The sequence below is a fragment of the Methylobacterium sp. yr668 genome, from assembly GCF_900116245.1.
GTDB lineage: Bacteria > Pseudomonadota > Alphaproteobacteria > Rhizobiales > Beijerinckiaceae > Methylobacterium.
The window spans coordinates 1-21,554 of the sequence record NZ_FOZY01000008.1 but is presented as its reverse complement, the minus strand read 5'-3'; the positions used below and the strand labels follow the sequence as shown (position 1 = coordinate 21,554).

The following is a 21,554-nucleotide window of genomic DNA, read 5'->3' as shown; positions in this document are numbered from 1 at the left end:
ATGGATCTGGGGATTGCCGGCCTGCGCGTCCTGGTGACGGCGGGCGCTGCCGGAATCGGTCGCGAGATCGTCGACGCCTTCCTCGACGAAGGCGCGCGCGTCTTCGCCTGCGATATCGACGCCGAGGCCTTGGCCGCGCTGCCGGACACCGTCGGGCGCAGCCGGACCGACGTCGCCGACCGCGACGCCGTCGCCGCGATGATGGACCAGGCGGTCGAGTTCCTCGGCGGCCTCGACGTGCTCGTCAACAATGCCGGGATCGCCGGCCCGACCGGTCGGGTCGAGGAGATCGCCCCCGAGGAGTGGGATCGCTGCCTCACGGTCTGCCTGACCAGCCAGTTCAACTGCGCGCGCCTGGCGGTGCCGCACCTGCGCCAGAGCGCCAACGCCTCGATCGTCAATCTCTCCTCGGCCGCGGGCAAGTTCGGCTTCGCGCTGCGCAGCCCCTATGCGGCCGCCAAGTGGGGGGTGATCGGCTTCACCAAGTCCCTGGCGATCGAGCTCGGCGGCGCGGGGATCCGGGTGAACGCGATCCTCCCGGGTCTCGTCGCCGGGGATCGCCAGCGCCGGGTGCTCGAATCGAAGGCCCAGCAGCAGGGCACGAGCTTCGCCGACATGGAGGCGCGGGCGTTCTCGTTCGTGTCGGTGAAGGAGTACGTCACGGCGCGGCAGCTCGCCGACCAGATCCTGCTGCTCTGCTCGCCGCGCGGCCGGACGATCTCGGGGCAGGCCATTTCCATCGATGGTGACACCCGGATGCTGTCCTGAAATTAATCCAGCGCCGGAGATGCTGCGGCGGATCAATCCTCAGAGTATTGCAAGATCGAGCTCAGGGCGCCGCGACCGCGGCCGCGACGCCCGCCGCGGTAGCGGAAGACACGAGCCGGACCGCCAGCGCCGGCCCCAGGATGCGAGGAAGCGACCATGAGCGACAAACGCCGGATCACGCCCCCCGACCTGCGCTCGAAGGCCTGGTTCGACAACCCGCACAACCCGGGCATGACCGCCCTCTACCTGGAGCGCTATCTCAATTACGGGCTGACGCCGGAGGAGCTGCGGTCGGGCAAGCCCCTGATCGGCATCGCCCAGACGGGTTCCGACCTGTCGCCCTGCAACCGCCATCACGTCGAGCTCGCCAAGCGGGTGCGGGACGGCATCACGGCGGCCGGCGGCGTCGCCTTCGAGTTTCCCTGCCACCCGATCCAGGAGACCGGGAAGCGGCCGACCGCGTCGCTCGACCGGAACCTCGCCTACCTGTCGCTGGTCGAGGTGCTGTACGGCTACCCGCTCGACGGCGTCGTGCTGCTGACCGGCTGCGACAAGACCATGCCGGCCTGTCTGATGGCGGCGGCCACCGTCAACATCCCGGCGATCTCGCTGAACGTCGGACCGATGCTCAACGGTTACTTCCAGAAGGAGCTGACCGGGTCCGGCACGATCGTCTGGAAGACGCGCGAGCGGCATGCCGCCGGCGATATCGACTTCCAGCAGTTCATGGACATCGTCGGGTCGTCGGCACCGTCCACGGGCCACTGCAACACGATGGGCACGGCCTCGACAATGAACGCCCTCGCCGAGGCGCTCGGCCTCGCGCTGCCCGGCTCGGCGGCGATCCCGGCGCCCTACCGCGAACGCGGCCAGGCGGCCTACGCCACCGGCCAGCGGATCGTCGAGATGGTCTGGGAAGACCTCAAGCCCTCTGACATCCTGACCCGCGAGGCCTTCGAGAACGCGATCGTGGCCAACGCAGCGATCGGCGGTTCGACCAACGCGCCGATCCACATCAACGCCATCGCCAAGCATATCGGCGTGCCGCTGAGCTGCGACGACTGGGAACGGGTCGGGTTCGAGATCCCGCTGCTCGTGGACATGCAGCCCGCCGGCCGCTGGCTCGGCGAGGAGTATTTCCGCGCGGGCGGCCTGCCGGCGGTCTTCGCCGAGCTGATCGAGGCCGGGAAGGTCCACGAGGGTGCCCTGACCTGCAACGGCCGGACCGTCGGCGAGAACTACCGCGGGCGGCACAGCTGGAACCGCGACGTGATCCGCGCCTACGGCGAGCCGCTGATGGAGCGCGCCGGCTTCCTCAATCTCAAGGGGAGCCTGTTCGATTCCGCGATCATGAAGACCTGCGTGATCTCGGAGGAATTCGCCGCCCGCTACCTGCGCAATCCGAACGATCCGATGGCCTTCGAGGGGCGGGTGATCGTGTTCGACGGTCCCGAGGACTACCACACGCGGATCGACGACCCGGCGCTCGACATCGACGAGAACACGATCCTGATCATGCGCGGGGCCGGTCCGATCGGCTATCCCGGCGCCGCCGAGGTGGTGAATATGCAGCCGCCCGGCGCCCTGATCCGGCGCGGCGTCACCTCGCTGCCCTGCATCGGCGACGGCCGGCAATCCGGCACCTCCGGCACGCCTGCCATCTTGAACGCGTCTCCCGAGGCGGCCGCGGGCGGCGGTCTGGCCCTGTTGCAGAGCGGCGACCGCATCCGCATCGACCTCAACCGCCGGAGCGCCGACATCCTGCTCCCGGCCGAGGAGATCGCGCGCCGGCGCGCGGATCTGGCGGCGCGCGGCGGATATCCCTACCCGGCGACGCAGACGCCCTGGCAGGAGATCTACCGCGATCAGGTCGACCAGCTCGACCAGGGCATGGTGCTGAAGGGCGCGGTGAAGTTCCAGAAGGTCGCGCAGGCCTCCGGGGTGCCGCGGGACAACCACTGAGGCCGTTACCGGAACCCGCCCGACGGGCGGACGCGGGGCTGCGACGGCCCGCGCGCCGGGCGAGGTTCGCGGCAGCCCGCGAGGCCGACCGCGGAATCGGGCTCCGGCAGCCCGTCACCAGCGTGACACCGCGGCCGATTTGCGCCGCAGTGAATTTTGAATACATTTCCCCGCGGGTGGGCTTGTCCCATCTCGGGAGGGATCGATCGTGACGGAAGCGAGGGCGGATGCCCCGGCGCCGCGTGCAGCGGCGCGCCTCGAGGCCGGTTTGCCGCGCCGGCTGGCGGAGCAGCTCCAGGGTGAGGCGCGCTTCGACGCCTTCACGCGCGGACGCTACAGCACCGATGCGTCGATCTACCAGATCATGCCCGCCGGTGTGGTGCTGCCGCGCTCCGCCGCCGACATCGCCGCGACCCTGCGCATCGCCGCCGAGCACGGCGCCCCGGTCATCCTGCGTGGCGGCGGCACCTCGCAGAACGGCCAGCCGATCGGGTCCGGCCTCGTCGTCGACTGCTCGCGGTACTTCAACGGCGTCCTGGCCTACGACGCGGAGGCCGGCACGATCACCGTCGAGCCCGGCATGGTGCTGGAGCGCCTGAACACCCGGGTGAAGGCCGACGGCTGGTTCTTCCCGGTCGAGCCCTCGACGGCGACCCGCTGCACCATCGGCGGCATGGCGGGCAACAATTCCTGCGGGGCCCGCTCCCTGCGCTACGGCAAGATGAGCGACAACGTCCTCGCGATCGAGGCGCTGCTCCACGACGGCGAGGCCTTCGGCTTCGGCCTGACCGGAAACGCGCATCCGGGCGTGAACGGGTCGGATCGGGCCGCGGCGCTCGCCGCGCGGATGCGCTTCCTCGCCGAGGACCACCGCGCCGAGATCGAAGCGCACTACCCGAAGGTTCAGCGCCGCGTCGGCGGCTACAACCTCGATTCGCTGATCGAGGCCCAGCCGAACCTCGCGCACCTGCTCGTCGGGTCCGAGGGCACGCTGGCCGCGACCACCGCGGTGACGCTGAAGCTCTCGCGCCTGCCGACACACCGCGTGATGGGCGTGTGCCACTTCCCGTCCTTCCGGGCGGCCATGGAGACGACGCGGCACATCGTCGGCCTGGACCCGGTGGCGGTCGAGCTGGTCGACAACAACGTTCTCGTGCTCGGCGCCGATATCCCGCTGTTCCGCACGACGCTCGCCGACATCACCAAGGGCAAGCCGAACTGCCTGCTGCTCACCGAGTTCGCCGGCGACGACCTCGCGTCGCTCCGGCGCGACCTGAAGCGCCTCGACGCCTGCATGGCCGATCATGGCTTCCCGGACGCCGTCGTGGAGGTCGTCGAGCCCGCGCGCCAGAAATCCGTCTGGGAGGTGCGCGAGGCCTGCCTCAACATCATGATGTCGATGAAGGGCGACGCAAAGCCGGTCTCCTTCATCGAGGATTGCGCCGTCCCGCTGGAGCACCTCGCCGACTACACCGACGCGGTGACGGAGGTCTTCACCAAGCACGGCACCCGCGGCACGTGGTACGCCCACGCGTCTGTCGGCTGCCTGCATGTCCGCCCGATCCTCGACATGAAGGAGGCCGGTGACGTCCGGCGGATGCGGGCGATCGCGGAGGAGACCTCCGAGCTGGTGCGCCGCTACAAGGGCTCGTATTCCGGCGAGCACGGCGACGGCCTCTCGCGCTCGGAATTCGTCGAGCCGCTGTTCGGCGCGACGCTCACCCGCGCCTTCGAGACCGTGAAGGACGCGTTCGACCCGGACAACCGGCTCAACCCCGGCAAGATCGTGCGGGCGCCGAAGTTCGACGATCGCAGCCTGTTCCGCTTCAAGCCGGACTACGCCGTGTCGGCGCCGATGAAGACCGCCCTCGACTGGTCGGACTGGGGCGGCTTCGGCTCCGCCGTCGAGATGTGCAACAACAACGGCACCTGCCGGAAGCTCGTCGGCGGCGCCATGTGCCCCTCCTTCCGGACAACCCGGGAGGAGCAGCACCTGACCCGGGGCCGGGCCAATTCCCTGCGGCTCGCCATCTCGGGCCAGCTCGGCAAGGACGCCTTCACCAGCCCGGAGATGAAGCGCACCCTCGATCTCTGCGTCTCCTGCAAGGCCTGCCGCCGCGAGTGCCCGACCGGCGTCGACATGGCCAAGATGAAGATCGAGTTCCTGCACCATTACCACGCCCGCCACGGGCTGCCCCTGCGGGAGCGCCTGATCGCGACGATGCCGCTCTACGCCGGGGCCGCGGCGCGGCTGGCGCCGCTCCTCAACCTGCGGGACCGGTACCCGGCCCTCGCCGCCCTCTCGGAGCGCGTCGCCGGCCTCTCGGCCAGGCGCTCGCTGCCGCGCTGGCGCCGGCCCTGGAGCGAGCAGGGCGAGCCCGCCCACGCGCAGGACGTCGCGGGCGATTTCCGCGACGTGATCCTGTTCGGCGACACCTTCAACCGGGCCTTCGAGCGGGAGAATCTCGAGGCGGCCGAGCGGGTGCTACAGGCGGCCGGCTACCGGCTGCACCGGGTCTACCCGTCCCGCGGCCGGCGCCCCCTCTGCTGCGGCCGGACCTGGCTCTCCGCCGGCCAGACCGACCGGGCGCGCCAGGAGGCGCGCCGCACCCTCGACGCGCTGCTGCCGTTCCTGCGCGCGGGGGCACGGGTCGTCGGCCTGGAGCCGTCCTGCCTGTTTACCTTCCGGGACGAGTTCGCGGCGCTCCTGCCCGGCGAAGAGGCTGCGCTGCTGGCCAAGCAGTCGTTCCTGTTCGAGGAGTTGCTGGCCGCCGACCTGACGGCCGGACGCATCGCGCTGCCGTTTGCCGATCAGGGCGGCCGGGTCGCGCACCTGCACGGCCACTGCCATCAGAAATCCTTCGGCGTCATGGGCTCGGTCGAGACGGTGCTCCGGTCGGTGCCGGGGCTCGACCTGCGGGTCATCGAGTCGAGCTGCTGCGGGATGGCGGGCGCCTTCGGCTACCGGCCGGAATCGATCGAGACGTCCTTCGCCATGGCGGAGCTGTCGCTGTTCCCGGCGCTGCGCGCCGCAGGGCCCGACGACCTCGTGGTGGCCGACGGGACGAGCTGCCGTCACCAGATCCACGACGGGCTGGGTCTCCAGGCGGAACATGTGGCCCGCGTGCTGGATCGGGCCCTCGTGCCTCGACACTCCATTGCCGGGCACCTACACATAGACCACAGGTCGCACTGACCTGACGTGTGTCGGGGGACCATGAACAAAATCGAGCCCGGGATCGGCATCAGCCGCCGCTACCTCCACGACGAGGTCGCCGAGCGCATGCGCGAACTGATCCGGTCCGGCGAGATGGAGCCGAAGGCGCGGATCAACGAGAGCGAGCTGACCGAGCGCTTCGGGATCTCGCGGACGCCGCTCCGCGAGGCGATCAAGATCCTGGCGACGGAGGGGCTGCTCGAACTGCTCCCGAATCGCGGGGCGCGCGTCGCCAGCATCTCGGACGGCGAACTCGAGGAGATGATGGAGGTGATCGCCGGTCTCGAGGCGACGGCCGGCGATCTCGCCTGCCGCACGATCACCGACGCCGACATCGACGCCCTGGTGGTCGACCACGACGCGATGGTCGAGGCCTGGAAGTCGGGCGACGAGGCCGGTTACTTCAGCCACAACCGGCGCATCCACGAGGGGATCATGGCGGCGAGCCGCAACACGATCCTCGCCAACATCTACGAGAGCCTGTCCGGCCGGATCCAGCGCTCGCGCTACTCCGCCCACCAGACCCCCGAGCAGTGGGCCCGCGCCGTCTCCGAGCACGAGCGCATGATCGCGCTGCTGCGCGCCCGGGACGGCGCGGCGCTGGCCGTCCTGATGCGCGAGCACATCCGCGGAAAGAAGTCGGTGATCGCCGCCAATTACGGTGCGGCGGAGACCGCCTGAGCCTCAGCCGCGATAGACCGCGCCCGCGATCAGCCGGGCGTCCCGGTCATCTCGAACCAGAACGACGCGCCCGGCGTGCGGGAATCGTTCGCGTAGAGGAACGGGATGTCGGGGCCGGTGCCGCGGGCGGCGAAGACCGTCTTGACCCGGGCGCTCATCGCCGGGTCCTGGCAGATATACATCACCGGCACGGTCACCCGGAACGGCGGCGCGCCGCACAGCAGCATCGCCGCCAGAAGGTACTGCTCGTTGTACAATCGGCAGTTCCAGGCGGACGGGTAGTCGTCCGGGATGAAGATGTCGTGGATCTGCACGATCACGCCCGGTGCGAGGCGCGGCATCACCTCGAAGAAGAACACCGTCACATCCGAATTCGCGAAGGAGCGGTGCGAACCGTCGAAGAAGAGGATGTCGCCCGCCTTCAGTTCCTCGAAGATCTTCAGATCGCAGGATTCCAGCGGGCTGCGCACGGTCCAGTCGCAGAGCGCGTCGATCTCGCGGCGGGGCATCGGATCGATTGAGGTGATCCGCGTCGGAAGATTCAGGGTGTCGATCGCGTGCCGCGCGAAGCAGGTCGAGCAGCCCGAGCCGATCTCGAAGAACCGAGACGGGCGCTTCCAGCCCAGCATGGTCATCAGCGCGGCGCCGTCGAGGGCGGTGAACCACGTGTTGTTCCAGTGGGGCGTCGCCCCGTCGGTCACGGGCGCGTCGTGCGGGACGCTGTGCAGCAGGTCCGCCCGCGCCTCGAGTTCCGTGAGGAAGCTGTCGTAGGCCGCGTGCGACCGGGCGAGCACCGCCTTGAGCTGGCCGTGCGGCGCCCGGCCCGGCGACCAGCGCGCGGACGGCACGACGGGGTAGTAATCGTGGACCGTGTGGCTCCAGCGGAACGCTTCCCGGCTGGCCCGGAAGATATCCACCCCCGCGCGACGGCCCGCGCTCCTGACGACGTCCTTCAGCATGATCGATCCCCGGCTCCGGATCGACAATGCCGGGACTGCAACTTATGGTCGAGTCGGGCGGAACACCTACGCAGTCCGACCTGCCGGCAGGGTTAGGGCGCGATGAAGGGACGATTCCCGGGCCGGGCCCGGATTCGGACAGGCCGGCGACGCAATTATCGCGGGCCACGCGCCCCCCGCCGCTCAGGCGGCGCTCGGCGCCCGCAGTCCGGCCACCAGATCGGTGAAGCGGTCGCCCTGGACGATCACGTGGCCCCGGAGCGCCTCCGCGGCGCCGGCCTCGTCGCCCGCGATGATCGCGGCGACGATCGCCTCGTGCTCGGCCAGCGATTGCGGCAGGCGCTGGCGCACGCGCAGCTGCAGCCGCCGATACGGGGCCAGGCGGCGGTGGAGCGACAGCGCCTGCTCCGCCAGGAAGGCGTTCCGGCTCGCCCGGTACACCACCGTGTGGAACACGTAGTTCTCGGCGTAGTAGGCCTCGGTGTCCTCGGTGGTCAGGGCGGCGCGGCAGCCCTCCAGCGCGGCGCGCAGCGCGGCGGCGTCCTCGGGGACGAGGCGGCGCGCCGCGAGACGGCCGCAGGCCGCCTCGATCTCCGCCATCGTCTCGAACATGGCGAGCAGCAGGTGCGGCTCGGGCGCGCTGACGATCGCTCCCCGCCGGGGCTTCGTCTGCACGAGGCCGGTGACGGCGAGCTGCAGCAGCGCCTCCCGGATGGGCGTGCGCGAGACCCCGAAGCGGGCCGCGAGCTGGTTCTCGTCGAGCCGCGATCCCAAGGCGAGCTCGCCCGAGACGATCTCATCCTCGATCCGCTGCCGCAGCCGCTGCGCGTGGCTCATGCCGCCGTTCCCTCCCCCGATGAACGGGTCGCGCGCCGCCCCGCCCTTGAGGCCGGCGGATGTTCGGCGCGCGCGAACATTATGCTGGAGCATTGACAAAATATACAAGCCGGTTTTCCATGCATACAACGAGGCGCCGCACTATTGCAGCGCACAAAATTACGCCGCGTTGTTTGCGGTGCGGGAGAGCTCCATGACGCCAACTCGTCGATCGCTGATCGCGGCCACGCTCGCGGCACCGGCCATCCTGCGGTTCGGCCTGAACAGCGCGCAGGCGGCCACGACGCTGAAGCTGTCCCACCAGTTCCCCGGCGGCACGATCGACGAGGGCGATTTCCGCGACCGCATGTGCCGGAAGTTCGCCAAGATGGTCGGCGAGCGCTCGAAGGGCGCCCTGGACGTCCAGGTCTACCCGGGCTCCTCGCTGATGAAGACGAACGCCCAGTTCGGCGCCATGCGCAAGGGCGCGCTCGACATGTCGCTCTACCCGAGCCCCTACGCGGGCGGCGAGATTCCGGAACTCAATATCGGCCTGATGCCCGCCCTTGTGACGTCCTACGCGCAGGCCGTGGCGTGGAAGGCGGCCCCGGTCGGCCGCAAGCTCACCGAGATCCTGGACGCGAAGGGCATCATCCTGGTCTCCTGGGTCTGGCAGGCCGGCGGCGTCGCGAGCCGGGAGCGCGCCCTCGTGGCGCCGGCCGACGCCAAGGGGATGAAGGTCCGCGGCGGCTCGCGCGAGATGGACATGATGATGAAGGAGGCCGGCGCGGCCACCCTCTCGATCCCGTCGAACGAGTCCTACGCGGCGATGCAGACCGGCGCCTGCGACGCGGTGATCACCTCCTCCACCAGCCTGATCTCCTTCCGCCTGGAGGAGCTGTCCAAGGCGCTGACCTCGGGGCGCGAGCGCTCCTACTGGTTCATGCTCGAGCCGATCATGATGTCCAAGATCGTGTTCTCGGGCCTGCCGAAGGAGCAGCAGGACCTGATCATGGCGGTCGGCACGGAGCTCGAGGCCTTCGGCCAAGCCGGCGCGAAGGAGGACGACACCCGCGTCGAGGAGATCTTCGCCAAGGCCGGCGCCAAGGTCGTCCAGGTCGACGAGAAGTCCCTCGGCCAGTGGCGGGATCTCGCCCGCAGCACGGCCTGGAAGGACTACGCCGCCAAGAACGCGAACTGCGCGGAACTGCTGAAGCTCGCGGAGCAGGTCGCGTGAGCCACGGCTTCGACGCGGCCACGGCCGCTCCGGAGGCGCGCGGGGCCGAGGAACCGCGCCTTCCGGGCCTCCTCGGCACCTTCGATCGGGGCATGCGCCTCCTGAACAAGGTGATCCTGGCCGTCGGCGGCCTCTGCCTGGTGGCAGCCTGCCTCGTCCTGACCCACAGCGTCGTCGTCCGCTACCTCCTGAAGGAGCCGACGGAGTGGCAGGACGAGATGGCGGTGTACCTCATCATCGGGGCCACCTTCCTGTCGGCGGCCGGCGTGCAGGCCAAGCGCGGGCACGTCGCGATCGAGGCCTTGACCGGCCTCCTCCCGCCCGCCGCCAACCGGGTCCGGCTCCTGCTGGCCGACGTCGTCAGCCTCGCCTTCTGCCTGTTCTTCGCCTGGAAGAGCTGGTCCCTCGATCACGAGGCGTGGGTCGACGGGCAGGTCTCGCAATCGACCTGGGGGCCGCCCCTCTGGATCCCCTACACGCTGATGTCGGTCGGCATGAGCCTGCTGTGCGTCCAGTTCGTCCTCCAGATCGCCGAGGCCCTCGCCTACGGGCCCCGGGCTGCCGGCTGGGCGCAGCCCAAGATCGGGCTCGGGGCCGACGTGAATCGCGACATGCACGGGGCGGCCGAGGTCGCGCCCCGGGGACCGGACCCGATGGGTCAGACCGTTTCCGCGAAGGTTGAACGATGAGCACGGCCGCGATCGGCTTCCTGTACGCGGGCGCGACCCTCGGGGCGATGCTCTCGGGCATCCCCATCGCCTTCGCGCTGGGCTTCGTGGCGCTCGCCTTCATGGTGGCGTTCATGCCCGGCGCCTCCCTCGATACGGTGGCGCAGAACGTCTACGAGGAGATGGCCTCCATCACCCTGCTGTCGATCCCGCTCTTCATCCTGAAGGGCGCGGCCATCGGGCGGTCCAAGGCCGGCCAGGATCTCTACACGGCCATGCACGCCTGGATGCACCGCATCCCGGGCGGCCTGGGCATCGCCAACGTCTTCGCCTGCGCGCTGTTCGCCGCCATGGCGGGCTCCAGCCCGGCCACCTGCTCGGCGATCGGCTCGGCTGGCATCCCGGAGATGCGCAAGCGCGGCTACTCGCCGGGCTTCGCGGCCGGGATCATCGCGGCGGGCGGCACGCTCGGCATCCTGCTGCCGCCCTCGATCACCATGATCCTGTACGCGGTGGCGGCCGAGCAGTCGCTCGGGCGGCTGTTCCTCGCGGGCATCGGGCCGGGGCTCCTGCTCGTGGGCCTGTTCGCCGCGTGGTCGATGGTGCGCTTCCGCTCGGAATACGCCGCCGCGAAGGTGGCCCTGGAGCGCGGCGGGCCGGCCTCGCCGATCCTGGCGGACGAGCAGTACAGCATGGCGCAGCGCTTCTCGACGCTGCCGCGGGTCCTGCCCTTCGTGGTCCTGCTCACCGGCGTGATGGTGGCGCTCTACGGCGGCTACGCCACGCCGTCCGAGACCGCGGGCCTCGGCGGGCTGATGGCCCTGGCGCTGATCGCCGCGATCTACGGCGTCTGGCGGTTCCGCGACGTCACGCCGATCCTGACGGCGACGCTGCGGGAATCGACCATGCTGATGCTGATCATCGGCATGTCGCTGCTCTACGCCTACGTGATGAGCTACCTGCACATCTCGCAGTCGGCCGCCGCCGCGATCGTCGCGATGCAGCTCTCGCCGTGGGTGCTGCTGGTGACCATCCTGGCGCTGGTGATCGCGCTCGGCTTCTTCCTGCCGCCGGTCTCGATCATCCTGATGACGGCGCCGATCATCCTGCCGCCGCTCAAGGCCGCCGGGTTCGACCTCGTCTGGTTCGGCGTGGTGATGACCATCACCATGGAGATGGGCCTGATCCACCCGCCGGTGGGCCTCAACATCTTCGTCATCAAGAACATCGCCCCGGACATCCCGCTCTCGGACATCATCTGGGGCACCCTGCCCTTCGTGATCCTGATGGCGGTGGCGATCCTGATCCTGTGCCTCGTGCCGGGCATCGCGATGTGGCTGCCGGACCTGCTGCTCACGACGACGCGGTAGCTCGATCCACCCGGCCCGTGCGAGGCAGGCCCCTCTCCGCCCGGAGAGGGGCCTGTCGCGCGTGGGGACGCGGTCGCGCGAGCGCCGCGTCCCGCGCAGCGGCGGCCCGCGTCGGCGCGCTGGCCGGCGCGGCCGGAGCCGCCTATGGCAGCGCGCGCGCCGCGCCGCCCCGCGCCGCCCCGATCACGAGCTTCGAACCGAACCATGAGCCTCGCCTCCGTGCGCGCCTTCTTCGCCGAGAAGGCGCCCGACATCGCGGTCATCGTGCTGGAGACCAGCACCGCGACCGTCGCCGAGGCGGCGGAGGGCCACGGCGTCGTCCCGGCCCGGATCGCCAAGACGCTCTCGATCCGGGTCGGCGATCAGGTCGTCCTGGTGGTGACGCGCGGCGACGCGCGGCTCGACAACCGGAAGGCCAAGGCTGCCTTCGGCGGCAAGGTGCGGATGCTCGACCTCGGCGAGGTCGAGGCGCTCACCGGCCATCCGGTGGGCGGCGTCTGCCCCTTCGGCCTGTCGACGCCGCTGCCGGTCTACTGCGACGTCTCGCTGCGGGCGTTCGACGAGGTGGTGCCGGCGGCCGGCAGCACCCACAGCTCGGTGCGGATCGCGCCGGCTCGGATGGCCGCGCTCACCGGCGCCGCCTGGATCGATGTCTGCGCGCTGCCAAGCTGAGCGGCGCGGCCAGCGCCATTCCCGCTCCGCACGAGGCGCGGATCCCCTCTCCCGCGCGGGAGAGGGACAGGGTGAGGGATCAGGTCTCTCCGGACGAGGCGCGCGCCGTCGACGGAGGATCGCGCTCTTGATCCTGAACGTTCTCGTCCCTCACCCCAACCCTCTCCCGCCCGGGAAAGGGGGCATGGCGCCACTGTCTCGACACCGAAGACGCCTTCTATCCGGACCGTCGCAACATCCTCCGGTGCGGCCCTAGCGCCCGGTCCAGTTGGGCGGGCGCTTGCCGAGGAACGCCTCCATGCCCTCGCGGAAATCCTGGCTCATGTAGCACATGAGGATCAGGTCATCGCCGGGATGCGGCGCGCCCTCGGCGCCGGCCTCCTCCTCGGCGAGCCGCCGCAGACCCTCCTTGGTCGCCTGCATGGTCAGCGGCGCGTGGTTGGCCAAGAGCTGGGCCAGCGTATCGACCCGCTCCGTGAGCGCGATCCGATCGTCGACCACCTCGCCCACGAGGCCGATGGCGAGCGCCTCCTCGGCGCCGACGAGGCGGGCGGTGAAGATGATGTCCTTGACTCGCGCCGGGCCGATCAGGCCGGAGAGCCGCTTGAGGTTGCCCTGGCTCAGGCAGTTGCCGAGGGTGCGGGCGATCGGGAAGCCGAAGCGGGCGTCGCGCGTGGCGATGCGCAGGTCGCAGGCCGCCGCGATGGCCGCGCCGCCGCCCGTGCAGGCGCCGGCGATCGCCGCGATGGTCGGCACCCGCAGCCGCTCCAGGGAGCCCAGCACCCTGTCCATGAAGCGCTCGTAGCCCAGCGCGTCCTCGGCGGTGCTGAAGTCGCGGAACTGGGCGATGTCGGTCCCGGCCGCGAAGGCCTTGTCGCCCGCACCGGTGATGATCAGCGCCTTGACCGCGGGGTTCCCGGCGATCGCCTCGCAGCAGGTGATCAGGCCCTGGTACATCGCGAAGGTCAGCGCGTTGCGCGCCTGCGGACGGTTCAGGACGATGCGGGCGATGCCGGCCTCGTCGGTGGTGAACAGCAACTCGTCGGTCGCGGGCTTGGCGGTCATGCGCGGCGTCTCCGGGTGGCGGCGTCAGGCCGCGGTCTCGCGGACCACGCCCCGCGCGATCAGCGCGTCGATCTCGGCCGGCGCGTAGCCGGCCTCCGCCAGGATCGCCCGGGAATGCTCGCCGAGCAACGGGGCCGGCCCGTGCACGCGACCCGGTGTCTCGGAGAACTTCACCGGCAGGCCGAGCGTCTTCATGCGGCCGACCCGCGGGTGATCGACCTCGACCACCATCTCGCGGGCGAGGGTCTGCGGGTCCCGGTGCATCGCGTTCACGTCGAGGACCGGGCCGGCCGGGACGCCGCCGGCTTCCAGCCGGGCGAGCCACTCGGCCGAGCCGTGGGCCCGGAAGACCGGCGCGAGGGTCGCGGCGAGCGCGTGCCGGTTGGCCATCCGGTCGCGGTTCAGCGCGAAGCGCGGGTCTTCGGCGAGGTCGTCGGCGCCGATGGCCTTCAGCAGGCGCGTCCAGTTGGTCTGGTTGGCCGCGCCGATCGTGATCCAGCCGTCGGCGGTCTCGAAGGCCTCGTAGGGGGCGTTCAGCGGATGGGCCGAGCCCATCGGCCCGGGCGCGACCCCGGTCGCCATGGCGATGGCCGACTGCCAGTAGGTGTGGGTGATGCCGGCCTCGAACAGCGACGTGTCGACCGCCTGGCCCCGGCCCGTGCGGAGCCGGTTCGCGTAGGCGGCGAGGATGCCCATGGCGGCCAGGATGCCGGCGGTGATGTCGGTGACCGGCGGCCCGCACTTCATCGGCGGACGCCCGGGCCCCTCCCCGGTCACCGACATGAGGCCGCTCATCCCCTGCGCCACGAGGTCGAACCCGGCCCGGTCGGCGTAGGGACCGGTGCGGCCGAAGCCGGAGAGCGAGCAGTAGACCAGCTCCGGGAACTCGACCTTCAGGGTCTCGTACCCGATCCCGAGGCGCTCCATCGTGCCGCCGCGGTAGTTCTCGATCAGGGCGTCCGCGCCCTTGAGCAGGCGCCGCAGGACCGCGACACCGTCCGGATCCTTCAGGTCGAGGCTGAGTCCACGCTTGCCGCGGTTCATCATCATGTAGGCGGCGCTCTCGCCCTCGAGGGCGGGCGGGACGGTGCGACGGGTGTCGTCACCCTCCCTCTTCTCGACCTTGATCACCTCCGCGCCCATGTCGGCGAGCATCAGCCCGCAGACCGGCCCGGCCATGATGTGGGCGAGCTCGATCACCCGCATCCCGGCGAGGGGACCCGACCGCTTCATCGTCTCCGCCATCGCGCGCTACTCCCCGGCCGGGACGGTGGCCGCGGGGCCGACCGACGGCGTGACGGGATCCACGAATTCCCGCTCAGGGTGCATCGTGAAGGCCAGCGCGGCGCCGAGCAGGCACAGGCCGATCGAGCCGACGAACGGCAGCGTCCAGCTCCCGGTCACGTCGACGATGACGCCGAAGACGATCGGCGAGACGATCGCCGCCACGGCGGAGCCGGTGTTCATCAGGCCGCTGGCGGTGCCGGCGTATTTCGGCGCGATGTCCATCGGCACCGACCAGATCGGTCCGATCACCAGCTCGGCGAAGAAGAAGCCGGAGGACAGCAGCAGCGCCACGAGGGTCAGGTCCCGGGTCATGAACACGCCCGCGAGGCTCGCGGCCGCCCCGAGGAAGCCGATCACGATCACCGACAGGCGCGCGAGCTTCACCTTGCCGGTGCGGTGCAGGATCGAGTCGCTGAGCAGGCCGCCGACCGTGTCGCCGACGACGCCGGCGAAGAACACGCCCGAGGCGAACAGGGCCGAGTTCTTCAGGTCGAGGCTATAGTTCTCCTTGAAGAAGCTCGGCAGCCAGCCGAGGAAGAGCCACAGCGTCCAGCCGTAGCAGAAATACGTGACGGTGACCGGCAGCATCCGGCGCGTCAGGGCACCCCACGGCACGCTCTGCTTCGCGCCGACCTGGCGGGGCGGCGGCAGCGTCGCGAGCTCGGCCTCGGTGATCGCCGGATGCTCGGATGGGTCGTCGCGGAAGTACAGCCACCAGATCGCGACCCAGACGAAGCTCACCGCGCCGAGGATGACGAAGCTCGTCCGCCAGCCGAAATGGTAGATCAGGAACGCCACGATCGGCGGCGCCACCGCGTTGCCGAGCCGCGCGAAGGCGTGGGTGATGCCCTGCGCGAAGCCGCGCCGGCCGGGCGCCGTCCAGTTCTGCATGGCGCGGGTCGCGGTCGGGAAGGTCGCGCCCTCGCCGAAGCCGAGCAGCACCCGGGCCATGAACAGGCTGACGAGTCCGCCGACCATGCCGGTCAGGATGGTCGCCGAGGCCCAGATCACGCCGCAGGCGAGCAGCGTGCGCCGGGCGCCGAACTTGTCGCCGACCGAGCCGCCGATCACCTGGAAGATCGCGTAGGGGTACGCGAAGGCCGACAGGATCAGACCGAAATCGGTCTTCGACATGCCGAAATCGCGCATGATCTCCGCACCGGCCGTGGCGATGTTCACCCGGTCCAGGTACGTGATGAAGTACATCAGACAGAGCAGGCCGAGCACGCCGTTCGTGGCGCTGAAGCGCTTCGACATCGACCGTTCCTCCCATGGGGGCGCCGCCTCGCGCGGTCGCCGGGCGCCTCGGCTCAGGGGCCGGACGCTCTTTCGTAATGCATTATTCAAACGCGTCGCGCGGCGGAAGGCAACCGCCGACGTGCATCCGGCACGTGAATTCATTCCACGGCGTGCAACTGAAAACGGGGGCCGCCCGGGCCCCCGTCTCGTGTCGGTCGTCGCCGGAAGGCGCCGCGGCGCCGGTCAAGCCGTCGCGGGCCGGAGCTGACCCTGCTCGGCCTCGGTCGGGGTGCCGATCGCCTTGCCGAGCGCCTTGCCGCGCGGCCCGACCCAGCTCCCGACCCACTTGCGCTGCCAGAGGGCGAGGCAACCGAGCACGATCGCGGTGAAGACGGCGTAGCCGACGAAGCCCAGCGAGAACGAGCCGGTATACTGCTTCGACAGGCCCATGACATTCGGCAGGATCGCGCCGCCGAGCGCGCCGATCTCGCCGATCATCGAGCCGGCCACCGCCGTGTTGGTGGGCCAGCGCAGCGGGACGAGCTGGAACAGCGCGCCGTTGCCGGCGCCGAGCGCCGCGAAGCACAGCATGAACAGGAGCGTCGTGAGCGCCAGCGACGGGGTCGCGGTCAGCGAGAGCAGGGTCGCGATCGCCGCCAGCAGCACCACCGACAGCACCGCAATGCCGCCCATCCGGTCGGCGAAGTAGCCGCCGACGATCCGGATGCCGGAGCCCATGAAGGCCGCCAGCATCGTCAGCCGCCCGGCCTCGACCTTCGTCACCGCGAACTGCTCGTAGAAGAAGGTCGGCAGGAAGTTCGACAGGCCGATGAAGCCGCCGAAGGTGATCACGTAGATCAGCGAGAACGCCCAGCCATCCTTAGTAAACAGGCAGGAGACGTGCTCCTTGAAGGACTGGTGCTCGCAATCCGGCGGCTCCTTGGCGAGCACGATCATGACCGCCAGCGGCAGCAGCATCACGAGGCCCGCGAAGGCGTAGGTGGTCTGCCAGCCGTAGGCCTGGGCCAGCGGCGGGGCGAACAGCACGGCCAGCACGGTGCCGGAATTGCCGGCGCCCGCGATGCCCATCGCCAGCCCCTTGTGTTCCGGCGGGAACCAGCCTGAGCCGAGGGAGAGCGCGACGCCGAAGGACGCGCCGGCGATGCCGAGCAGCACGCCCATGGCGAGCACGTCGTTGTAGGAGGAGACGAACAGATAGCCGTAGGCCATCGCCAGCATGATCACGACCATCTCGGTGATCGCGGCGTTCTTGCGGCCGATATACTGGGCCAAGACGCCGAGCGGGAAGCGCATCAGCGCACCGGCGAGGATCGGTAGCGAGATCATGAAGCCGGTCTGGGCCGGCGTCAGCTTGTAGGTCTCGGTGATGAACGGGCCCATGGCGCCGTTCAGGACCCAGATGGCGAAGCAGAAATCGAAGTAGAGGAATGCCGCGAACAGCGTCGGGGGGTGACCCGACTTCATCACCGTTTTGAAGCTGGCCATAGCTGGTGCTCGTCGTAAGTGGGCGAACCGCCGTGCGGTCGCTCATGCCGGGGATCCGGACTCACACCGTCCGCTGTTTGGAGCGTCGTTGCTCCGCCGCCGCAGCAGGCGCGGCTGACTGGGCAATGCAGCAAGCGTGCCATCCCGGACGGACGCCCGCCGACCGGATCGCTCGGCCGTCGCGGCGCCGCGGCCGAACCGCAATCCGCCAAGTCGCTGGCGCCGAGTCGCTGCCGCTCGGCGAGGCAGGCGTGCCGAGTAAACGGGCGCTCGCCCGGCGCCCTCACGGATCGGTGAGCGGCGCGGCCGAAATCGTTGCTGCACGAGGGCAACACACGCGGCGAGAAACGACCCGGAAGACCCTGTAAGTTGCCCTCGATGACCGTCGGCAACTTGGCGGTAAAGCGCGACCTTTGCTAAGCCCCGGGATGAGCTGTGCCGCGACTTCGTGCCGGCCCGCTCGCCTGCGCGTCGCGGCAAGCCCCGGCGGCGCCTCCCGAGGAATTCGAACCATGTCCGCCCCGATCCGTCGCCTTCTCCTGGCCGGCTTCACGGTCCTCGCCCTCGCCTCCGCCGCAAACGCCCAGGGCCGCGGCCCCGTGGGCGATGCCGGGATCGACGGGTTCGGCGACGATAATCAGCTCTACCAGGATCAGAACGGCGCGCTCTACGTGCGTCGCGGCGGCCGCTACCTGCCCTATACCGGCCGCACCGACTTCGTGCGCCCGGCACCCCCGCCGCCCGCCGCGCAGGCCCCGGTCGCGCCGCCGCCGGCCGCCAACCTGGAGACGGACCCGACGGTCCCGGCACGCCCGGGCAGCACGCCTCCGGCCGAGGGGCTCTCGCCGCTAGAGGCCGCCAAGGCCAAGGCCGTGCTCCGCGCGCCCGACAACGAGCCGATCGACTACGCCAAGATCTACGGCCCGATCACGGACGACGTGTTCCCGGTCCAGGCGTTCAATTACAAGAAGATGAACCCCGCCTTCCTCCGTCAGGAGATCGCCTATCACGGTCCCTACGAGCCGGGGACGATCATCGTCGACCCGCGGGCCCACCAGCTCACCCTGGTCGAGGCCAACGGCCGGGCCCGCCGCTACGGCGTCGGCGTCGGCAAGCAGGGCTTCTCGTGGTCGGGCACCGCGACGGTGAATTCCAAGCAGGCGTGGCCGGACTGGTATCCGCCGAAGGAGATGATCGCCCGCAGCCCGAAGCTCGCCAGCGAGGTCGACAAGCTGCAGAGCGGTCTCGGCGTCGCCGGCGGTCTGCGTAATCCGCTCGGCGCCCGCGCCATGTACCTTTGGCAGGGCAACAAGGACACGCTGTTCCGCATCCACGGAACCCTCGAGCCCTTCTCCATTGGCAAGAGCGTGTCGTCGGGCTGCATCCGGATGATCAATCAGGACGCGATCGACCTGTTCAGCCGGGTCGGCGTCGGCAGCAAGGTAGTGGTGCTGAACTGAGGCCGGGCCGGGCCCACCGCCCGAGCGCCGCCGGTCCGGGACCGGCGGTCCGCCGGTTCAGGTCAGCCCGCGCCGGTGTTCGCCGAGGATCCGGCGGACCGTCCCGGCCTCGGACCGGTACACCAGGGTCTCGGTCTGGATCTTGTCCGGCCGGAAGCGCACGCCGCGCAGGAGAGCCCCGTCCGTGATGCCCGTGGCGGCCACGATGACGTCGCCGCTCGCGAGATCGGTCAGGTCGTATTTCCGGTCCAGATTCTCGATGCCCATCTCGGCGGCCCGGCGCCGACGGTCCGGGGTGTCGAGGATCAGGCGTCCCTGCATCTGGCCGCCGATGCAGCGCATCGCGGCGGCCGCCAGCACGCCCTCGGGCGCCGCGCCGGTCCCGAGATAGAGGTCGATGCCCGTCTCCTCGGGGCTCGCCGTGAAGATGATGCCGGCGATGTCGCCGTCCGAGATCAGGCGGACCGCCGCGCCGGCCGCCCGCACCTCGGCCACGAGCGCCGCGTGGCGCGGCCGGTCGAGGATCAGCGCGGTGATCTGCTTCGGGTCGACGCCCTTGGCCCGGGCCAGCGCCGCGATGTTGTCGGTCGGGCTGGCGTCGAGATCGACGAGGCCGGGCGGGTAGCCGGGCCCGATCGCGATCTTCTGCATGTAGACGTCCGGCGCGGCGAGGAGCGAGCCGCGCTCGGCCATGGCCATGACGGCGATGGCGCCGGGCATGTCCTTGGCGCAGAGGGTCGTGCCCTCAAGCGGATCGACCGCGATGTCGACCTCGGGCCCTTCCCCGAGACCGAGCTGCTCGCCGATGAACAGCATCGGCGCCTGATCGCGCTCCCCCTCCCCGATCACCACGGTGCCGCGGATCGGCAGGCCGTTGAGTTCGTCGCGCATCGCGTCGACCGCGGCCTGGTCGGCCGCCTTCTCGTCGCCCTGGCCGCGCAATCGGGCGGCGGCGATGGCGGCACGCTCCGTCACGCGGGCCAGTTCGAGGGCGAGCGTGCGCGGGACGCCGCGCGATGCCGGCTTGGGGGCCTCTTCCATGGTTTCCTGCCTCTGGCCGGGTCCGATCTTGGGGTCGGATCCCGGATGGATACCGTCGGATGACGGCCGCGCAGCGTATACGCCGGTTCGCTAAAGCCCACTATCCTGCATCAAGCGGTGGGGGGTCACGCGACCGTATGCACTGTTATTCACGCTCGATCCGGATCAGCTGCGGCGGCTCCGCCAGCAGCCCGTCGGCGCCGATGGCGTCGAGGGCGTCGCGGATGTTGCCCTCGGTCGCCGCGTAGGTGATCAGCACCAGCGGCACCGGCCGGCCGGAGCGGCCGCGCGGATCGGTCTCCGGCCCCTCGACGCGGCGCTGCAGGATGCTCTCCAGGGAGATGGATCGCTCGGCCATCCGCTGCGCGACGCCGGCCGCGACGCCCGGGCGGTCATGGACGGTGAGGCGGATGTAGTAGCCGCCCTCGTGACGTTGCATCTCCACGCGCTCGCTGGCGCGCATCGCCGCGGCCGGAACGCCGAAGGTCGGGCGGATCACGCCGCGCGCCACGTCGGCGATGTCGGCCACCACCGCGGAGGCCGTGGCCTCGCCGCCGGCGCCGGGACCGATGAGCGTGAGCTCGCCCACCGCGTCCGCGTCGATCGTCACGGCGTTGGTCACGCCCATGACCTGCGCGATCGCCGAGGATTTCGGCACCATGGTCGGGTGGACCCGCTGCTCGATGCCGGCCTCGGTCGCCTGCGCGACGCCGAGCAGCTTGATCCGGTATCCGAGTTCGTCCGCCATGCGCAGATCGAGGGGCTGCACCCGGGAGATGCCCTCGACCGACACGCCGTCGGCGTCGACGACGGTCCCGAAGGCGAGGCTCGTCAGGATCGCGAGCTTGTGCGCGGTGTCGAACCCCTCGACGTCGAAGGTCGGGTCCGCCTCGGCGTAGCCCAGGGCCTGCGCGTCCTTCAGGCAGGCCTCGAAGGTCAGCCCCTCGCGCTCCATGCGGCTGAGGATGTAGTTGCAGGTGCCGTTGAGGATCCCGTAGACGCGGGAGACCGCGTTGCCCGGCAGGCCCTCGCGCAGGGTCTTGATCACCGGGATGCCGCCGGCCACCGCCGCCTCGAAGGCGAGGGCCAAGCCCTTCGCCTCGGCCTGCGCGGCCAAGGCGGCGCCGTGACGGGCCAGCAGCGCCTTGTTGGCGGTCACCACCGGCTTGCCCGCCGCGAGCGCCGCCTCGACCACGGCCTTGGCCGGTCCCTCGGCGCCGCCGATCAGCTCGACCACGCAGTCCACGGATTCCGACCGGGCGAGCGCCACCGGATCGTCGAACCACGCGATGCCGGACAGGTCGAGGCCGCGGTCCCGGCCACGGTCGCGCGAGGAGACCGCGGTGACGCGGATGTCGAGGCCCGCCGCAGCGAAGGCGGCGCGGCGGCGCTCGACCATCCGGACCACGGACGCACCGACGGTCCCGAGTCCGGCGATCCCGAGGCGAAAGCTCACTGTCATGACCCCTTCCGTGCCCGGGCGACCGCGATGGGCCGGGCGCCCGATGCGGCGCACTTCTGCAAGAAGAACTACCGTCTTGTCAAGTATTTGGCAGGGTTGCGTTTTTCGCCCTGTCCGATTGTCTTGCGCGCACTCTTGGGCGCA

Annotated in this window: 17 protein-coding genes; 9 read left to right on the top strand and 8 right to left on the bottom strand. The window is 70.5% G+C overall.

Annotated features, from left to right (window positions below; translation table 11 throughout):
• The 4 genes from BM419_RS12195 to BM419_RS12180 all read left to right on the top strand — a co-directional run bounded on the left by BM419_RS12195 (position 1) and on the right by BM419_RS12180 (position 6,628).
• A complete protein-coding gene (locus BM419_RS12195; protein ID WP_091926591.1) occupies positions 1-768 on the top strand; it encodes an SDR family oxidoreductase in 768 nt (255 codons plus the stop codon).
• A gap of 156 nt (positions 769-924) precedes the next feature.
• Entirely contained in the window at positions 925-2,730 is a 1,806-nt protein-coding gene (locus tag BM419_RS12190) for an IlvD/Edd family dehydratase (RefSeq protein WP_091926590.1), read from the top strand.
• A 208-nt stretch (positions 2,731-2,938) separates the two neighbouring features.
• Positions 2,939-5,926, top strand: a complete 2,988-nt coding sequence (locus BM419_RS12185) for an FAD-binding and (Fe-S)-binding domain-containing protein (protein WP_091926589.1) — start codon at positions 2,939-2,941, stop codon at positions 5,924-5,926.
• A 21-nt stretch (positions 5,927-5,947) separates the two neighbouring features.
• A complete protein-coding gene (locus BM419_RS12180) occupies positions 5,948-6,628 on the top strand; it encodes a GntR family transcriptional regulator (protein ID WP_020091901.1) in 681 nt (226 codons plus the stop codon).
• A 29-nt stretch (positions 6,629-6,657) separates the two neighbouring features.
• Here the strand turns inward: BM419_RS12180 and BM419_RS12175 are convergent, their stop codons facing one another.
• Entirely contained in the window at positions 6,658-7,587 is a 930-nt protein-coding gene (locus BM419_RS12175; protein ID WP_091926588.1) for a class I SAM-dependent methyltransferase, read from the bottom strand.
• 183 nt (positions 7,588-7,770) lie between these two features.
• Positions 7,771-8,424, bottom strand: a complete 654-nt coding sequence (locus BM419_RS12170) for a GntR family transcriptional regulator (RefSeq protein ID WP_056528436.1) — start codon at positions 8,422-8,424, stop codon at positions 7,771-7,773.
• 193 nt (positions 8,425-8,617) lie between these two features.
• Between BM419_RS12170 and dctP the strand changes: the two genes are divergently transcribed.
• The 4 genes from dctP (at position 8,618) to BM419_RS12150 (ending at position 12,350) form a co-directional block, all read left to right on the top strand.
• The gene (gene dctP / locus BM419_RS12165) at positions 8,618-9,640 is read left to right on the top strand and encodes a TRAP transporter substrate-binding protein DctP (RefSeq protein ID WP_020091898.1); all 1,023 of its coding nucleotides are present in this window, start codon (positions 8,618-8,620) and stop codon (positions 9,638-9,640) included.
• Complete coding sequence (locus BM419_RS12160) at positions 9,637-10,329, top strand: TRAP transporter small permease (protein WP_091926587.1); 693 nt, start codon at positions 9,637-9,639, stop codon at positions 10,327-10,329. The genes dctP and BM419_RS12160 overlap by 4 nt, the downstream gene beginning before the upstream one ends.
• Positions 10,326-11,678 carry a TRAP transporter large permease gene (locus tag BM419_RS12155; RefSeq protein ID WP_020091896.1) on the top strand — a complete coding sequence of 451 codons (1,353 nt, stop codon included), beginning with the start codon at positions 10,326-10,328 and terminating at the stop codon, positions 11,676-11,678. The genes BM419_RS12160 and BM419_RS12155 overlap by 4 nt, the downstream gene beginning before the upstream one ends.
• 204 nt (positions 11,679-11,882) lie before the next feature.
• Positions 11,883-12,350, top strand: coding sequence for a YbaK/EbsC family protein (locus tag BM419_RS12150; protein ID WP_091926586.1), 468 nt, complete (start codon positions 11,883-11,885; stop codon positions 12,348-12,350).
• Between the two features lie 252 nt (positions 12,351-12,602).
• On the opposite strand, the gene BM419_RS12145 is transcribed toward BM419_RS12150, so the two are convergent.
• From BM419_RS12145 to BM419_RS12130, 4 genes are all read right to left on the bottom strand, one after another.
• Positions 12,603-13,415: an enoyl-CoA hydratase/isomerase family protein gene (locus BM419_RS12145; protein WP_091677110.1), complete on the bottom strand. Its 813-nt coding sequence runs from the start codon at positions 13,413-13,415 to the stop codon at positions 12,603-12,605.
• Between the two features lie 24 nt (positions 13,416-13,439).
• Complete coding sequence (locus tag BM419_RS12140; RefSeq protein ID WP_170868016.1) at positions 13,440-14,660, bottom strand: CaiB/BaiF CoA transferase family protein; 1,221 nt, start codon at positions 14,658-14,660, stop codon at positions 13,440-13,442.
• A gap of 6 nt (positions 14,661-14,666) precedes the next feature.
• The gene (locus BM419_RS12135) at positions 14,667-15,959 is read right to left on the bottom strand and encodes an MFS transporter (RefSeq protein ID WP_091677113.1); all 1,293 of its coding nucleotides are present in this window, start codon (positions 15,957-15,959) and stop codon (positions 14,667-14,669) included.
• Between the two features lie 225 nt (positions 15,960-16,184).
• Positions 16,185-17,447: an MFS transporter gene (locus BM419_RS12130; protein ID WP_020091891.1), complete on the bottom strand. Its 1,263-nt coding sequence runs from the start codon at positions 17,445-17,447 to the stop codon at positions 16,185-16,187.
• A gap of 512 nt (positions 17,448-17,959) precedes the next feature.
• Between BM419_RS12130 and BM419_RS12125 the strand changes: the two genes are divergently transcribed.
• The gene (locus tag BM419_RS12125; RefSeq protein ID WP_091926585.1) at positions 17,960-18,907 is read left to right on the top strand and encodes a L,D-transpeptidase; all 948 of its coding nucleotides are present in this window, start codon (positions 17,960-17,962) and stop codon (positions 18,905-18,907) included.
• A 57-nt stretch (positions 18,908-18,964) separates the two neighbouring features.
• Here BM419_RS12125 and glpX read toward each other — a convergent pair whose 3' ends face one another.
• Entirely contained in the window at positions 18,965-19,948 is a 984-nt protein-coding gene (glpX, locus tag BM419_RS12120) for a class II fructose-bisphosphatase (RefSeq protein WP_020091889.1), read from the bottom strand.
• Positions 19,949-20,093: 145 nt separating this feature from the next.
• On the bottom strand, positions 20,094-21,410 hold the full coding sequence (locus BM419_RS12115) for a homoserine dehydrogenase (RefSeq protein ID WP_091926584.1): 1,317 nt from the start codon (positions 21,408-21,410) through the stop codon (positions 20,094-20,096).
• Between the last annotated feature and the right edge of the window lie 144 nt (positions 21,411-21,554).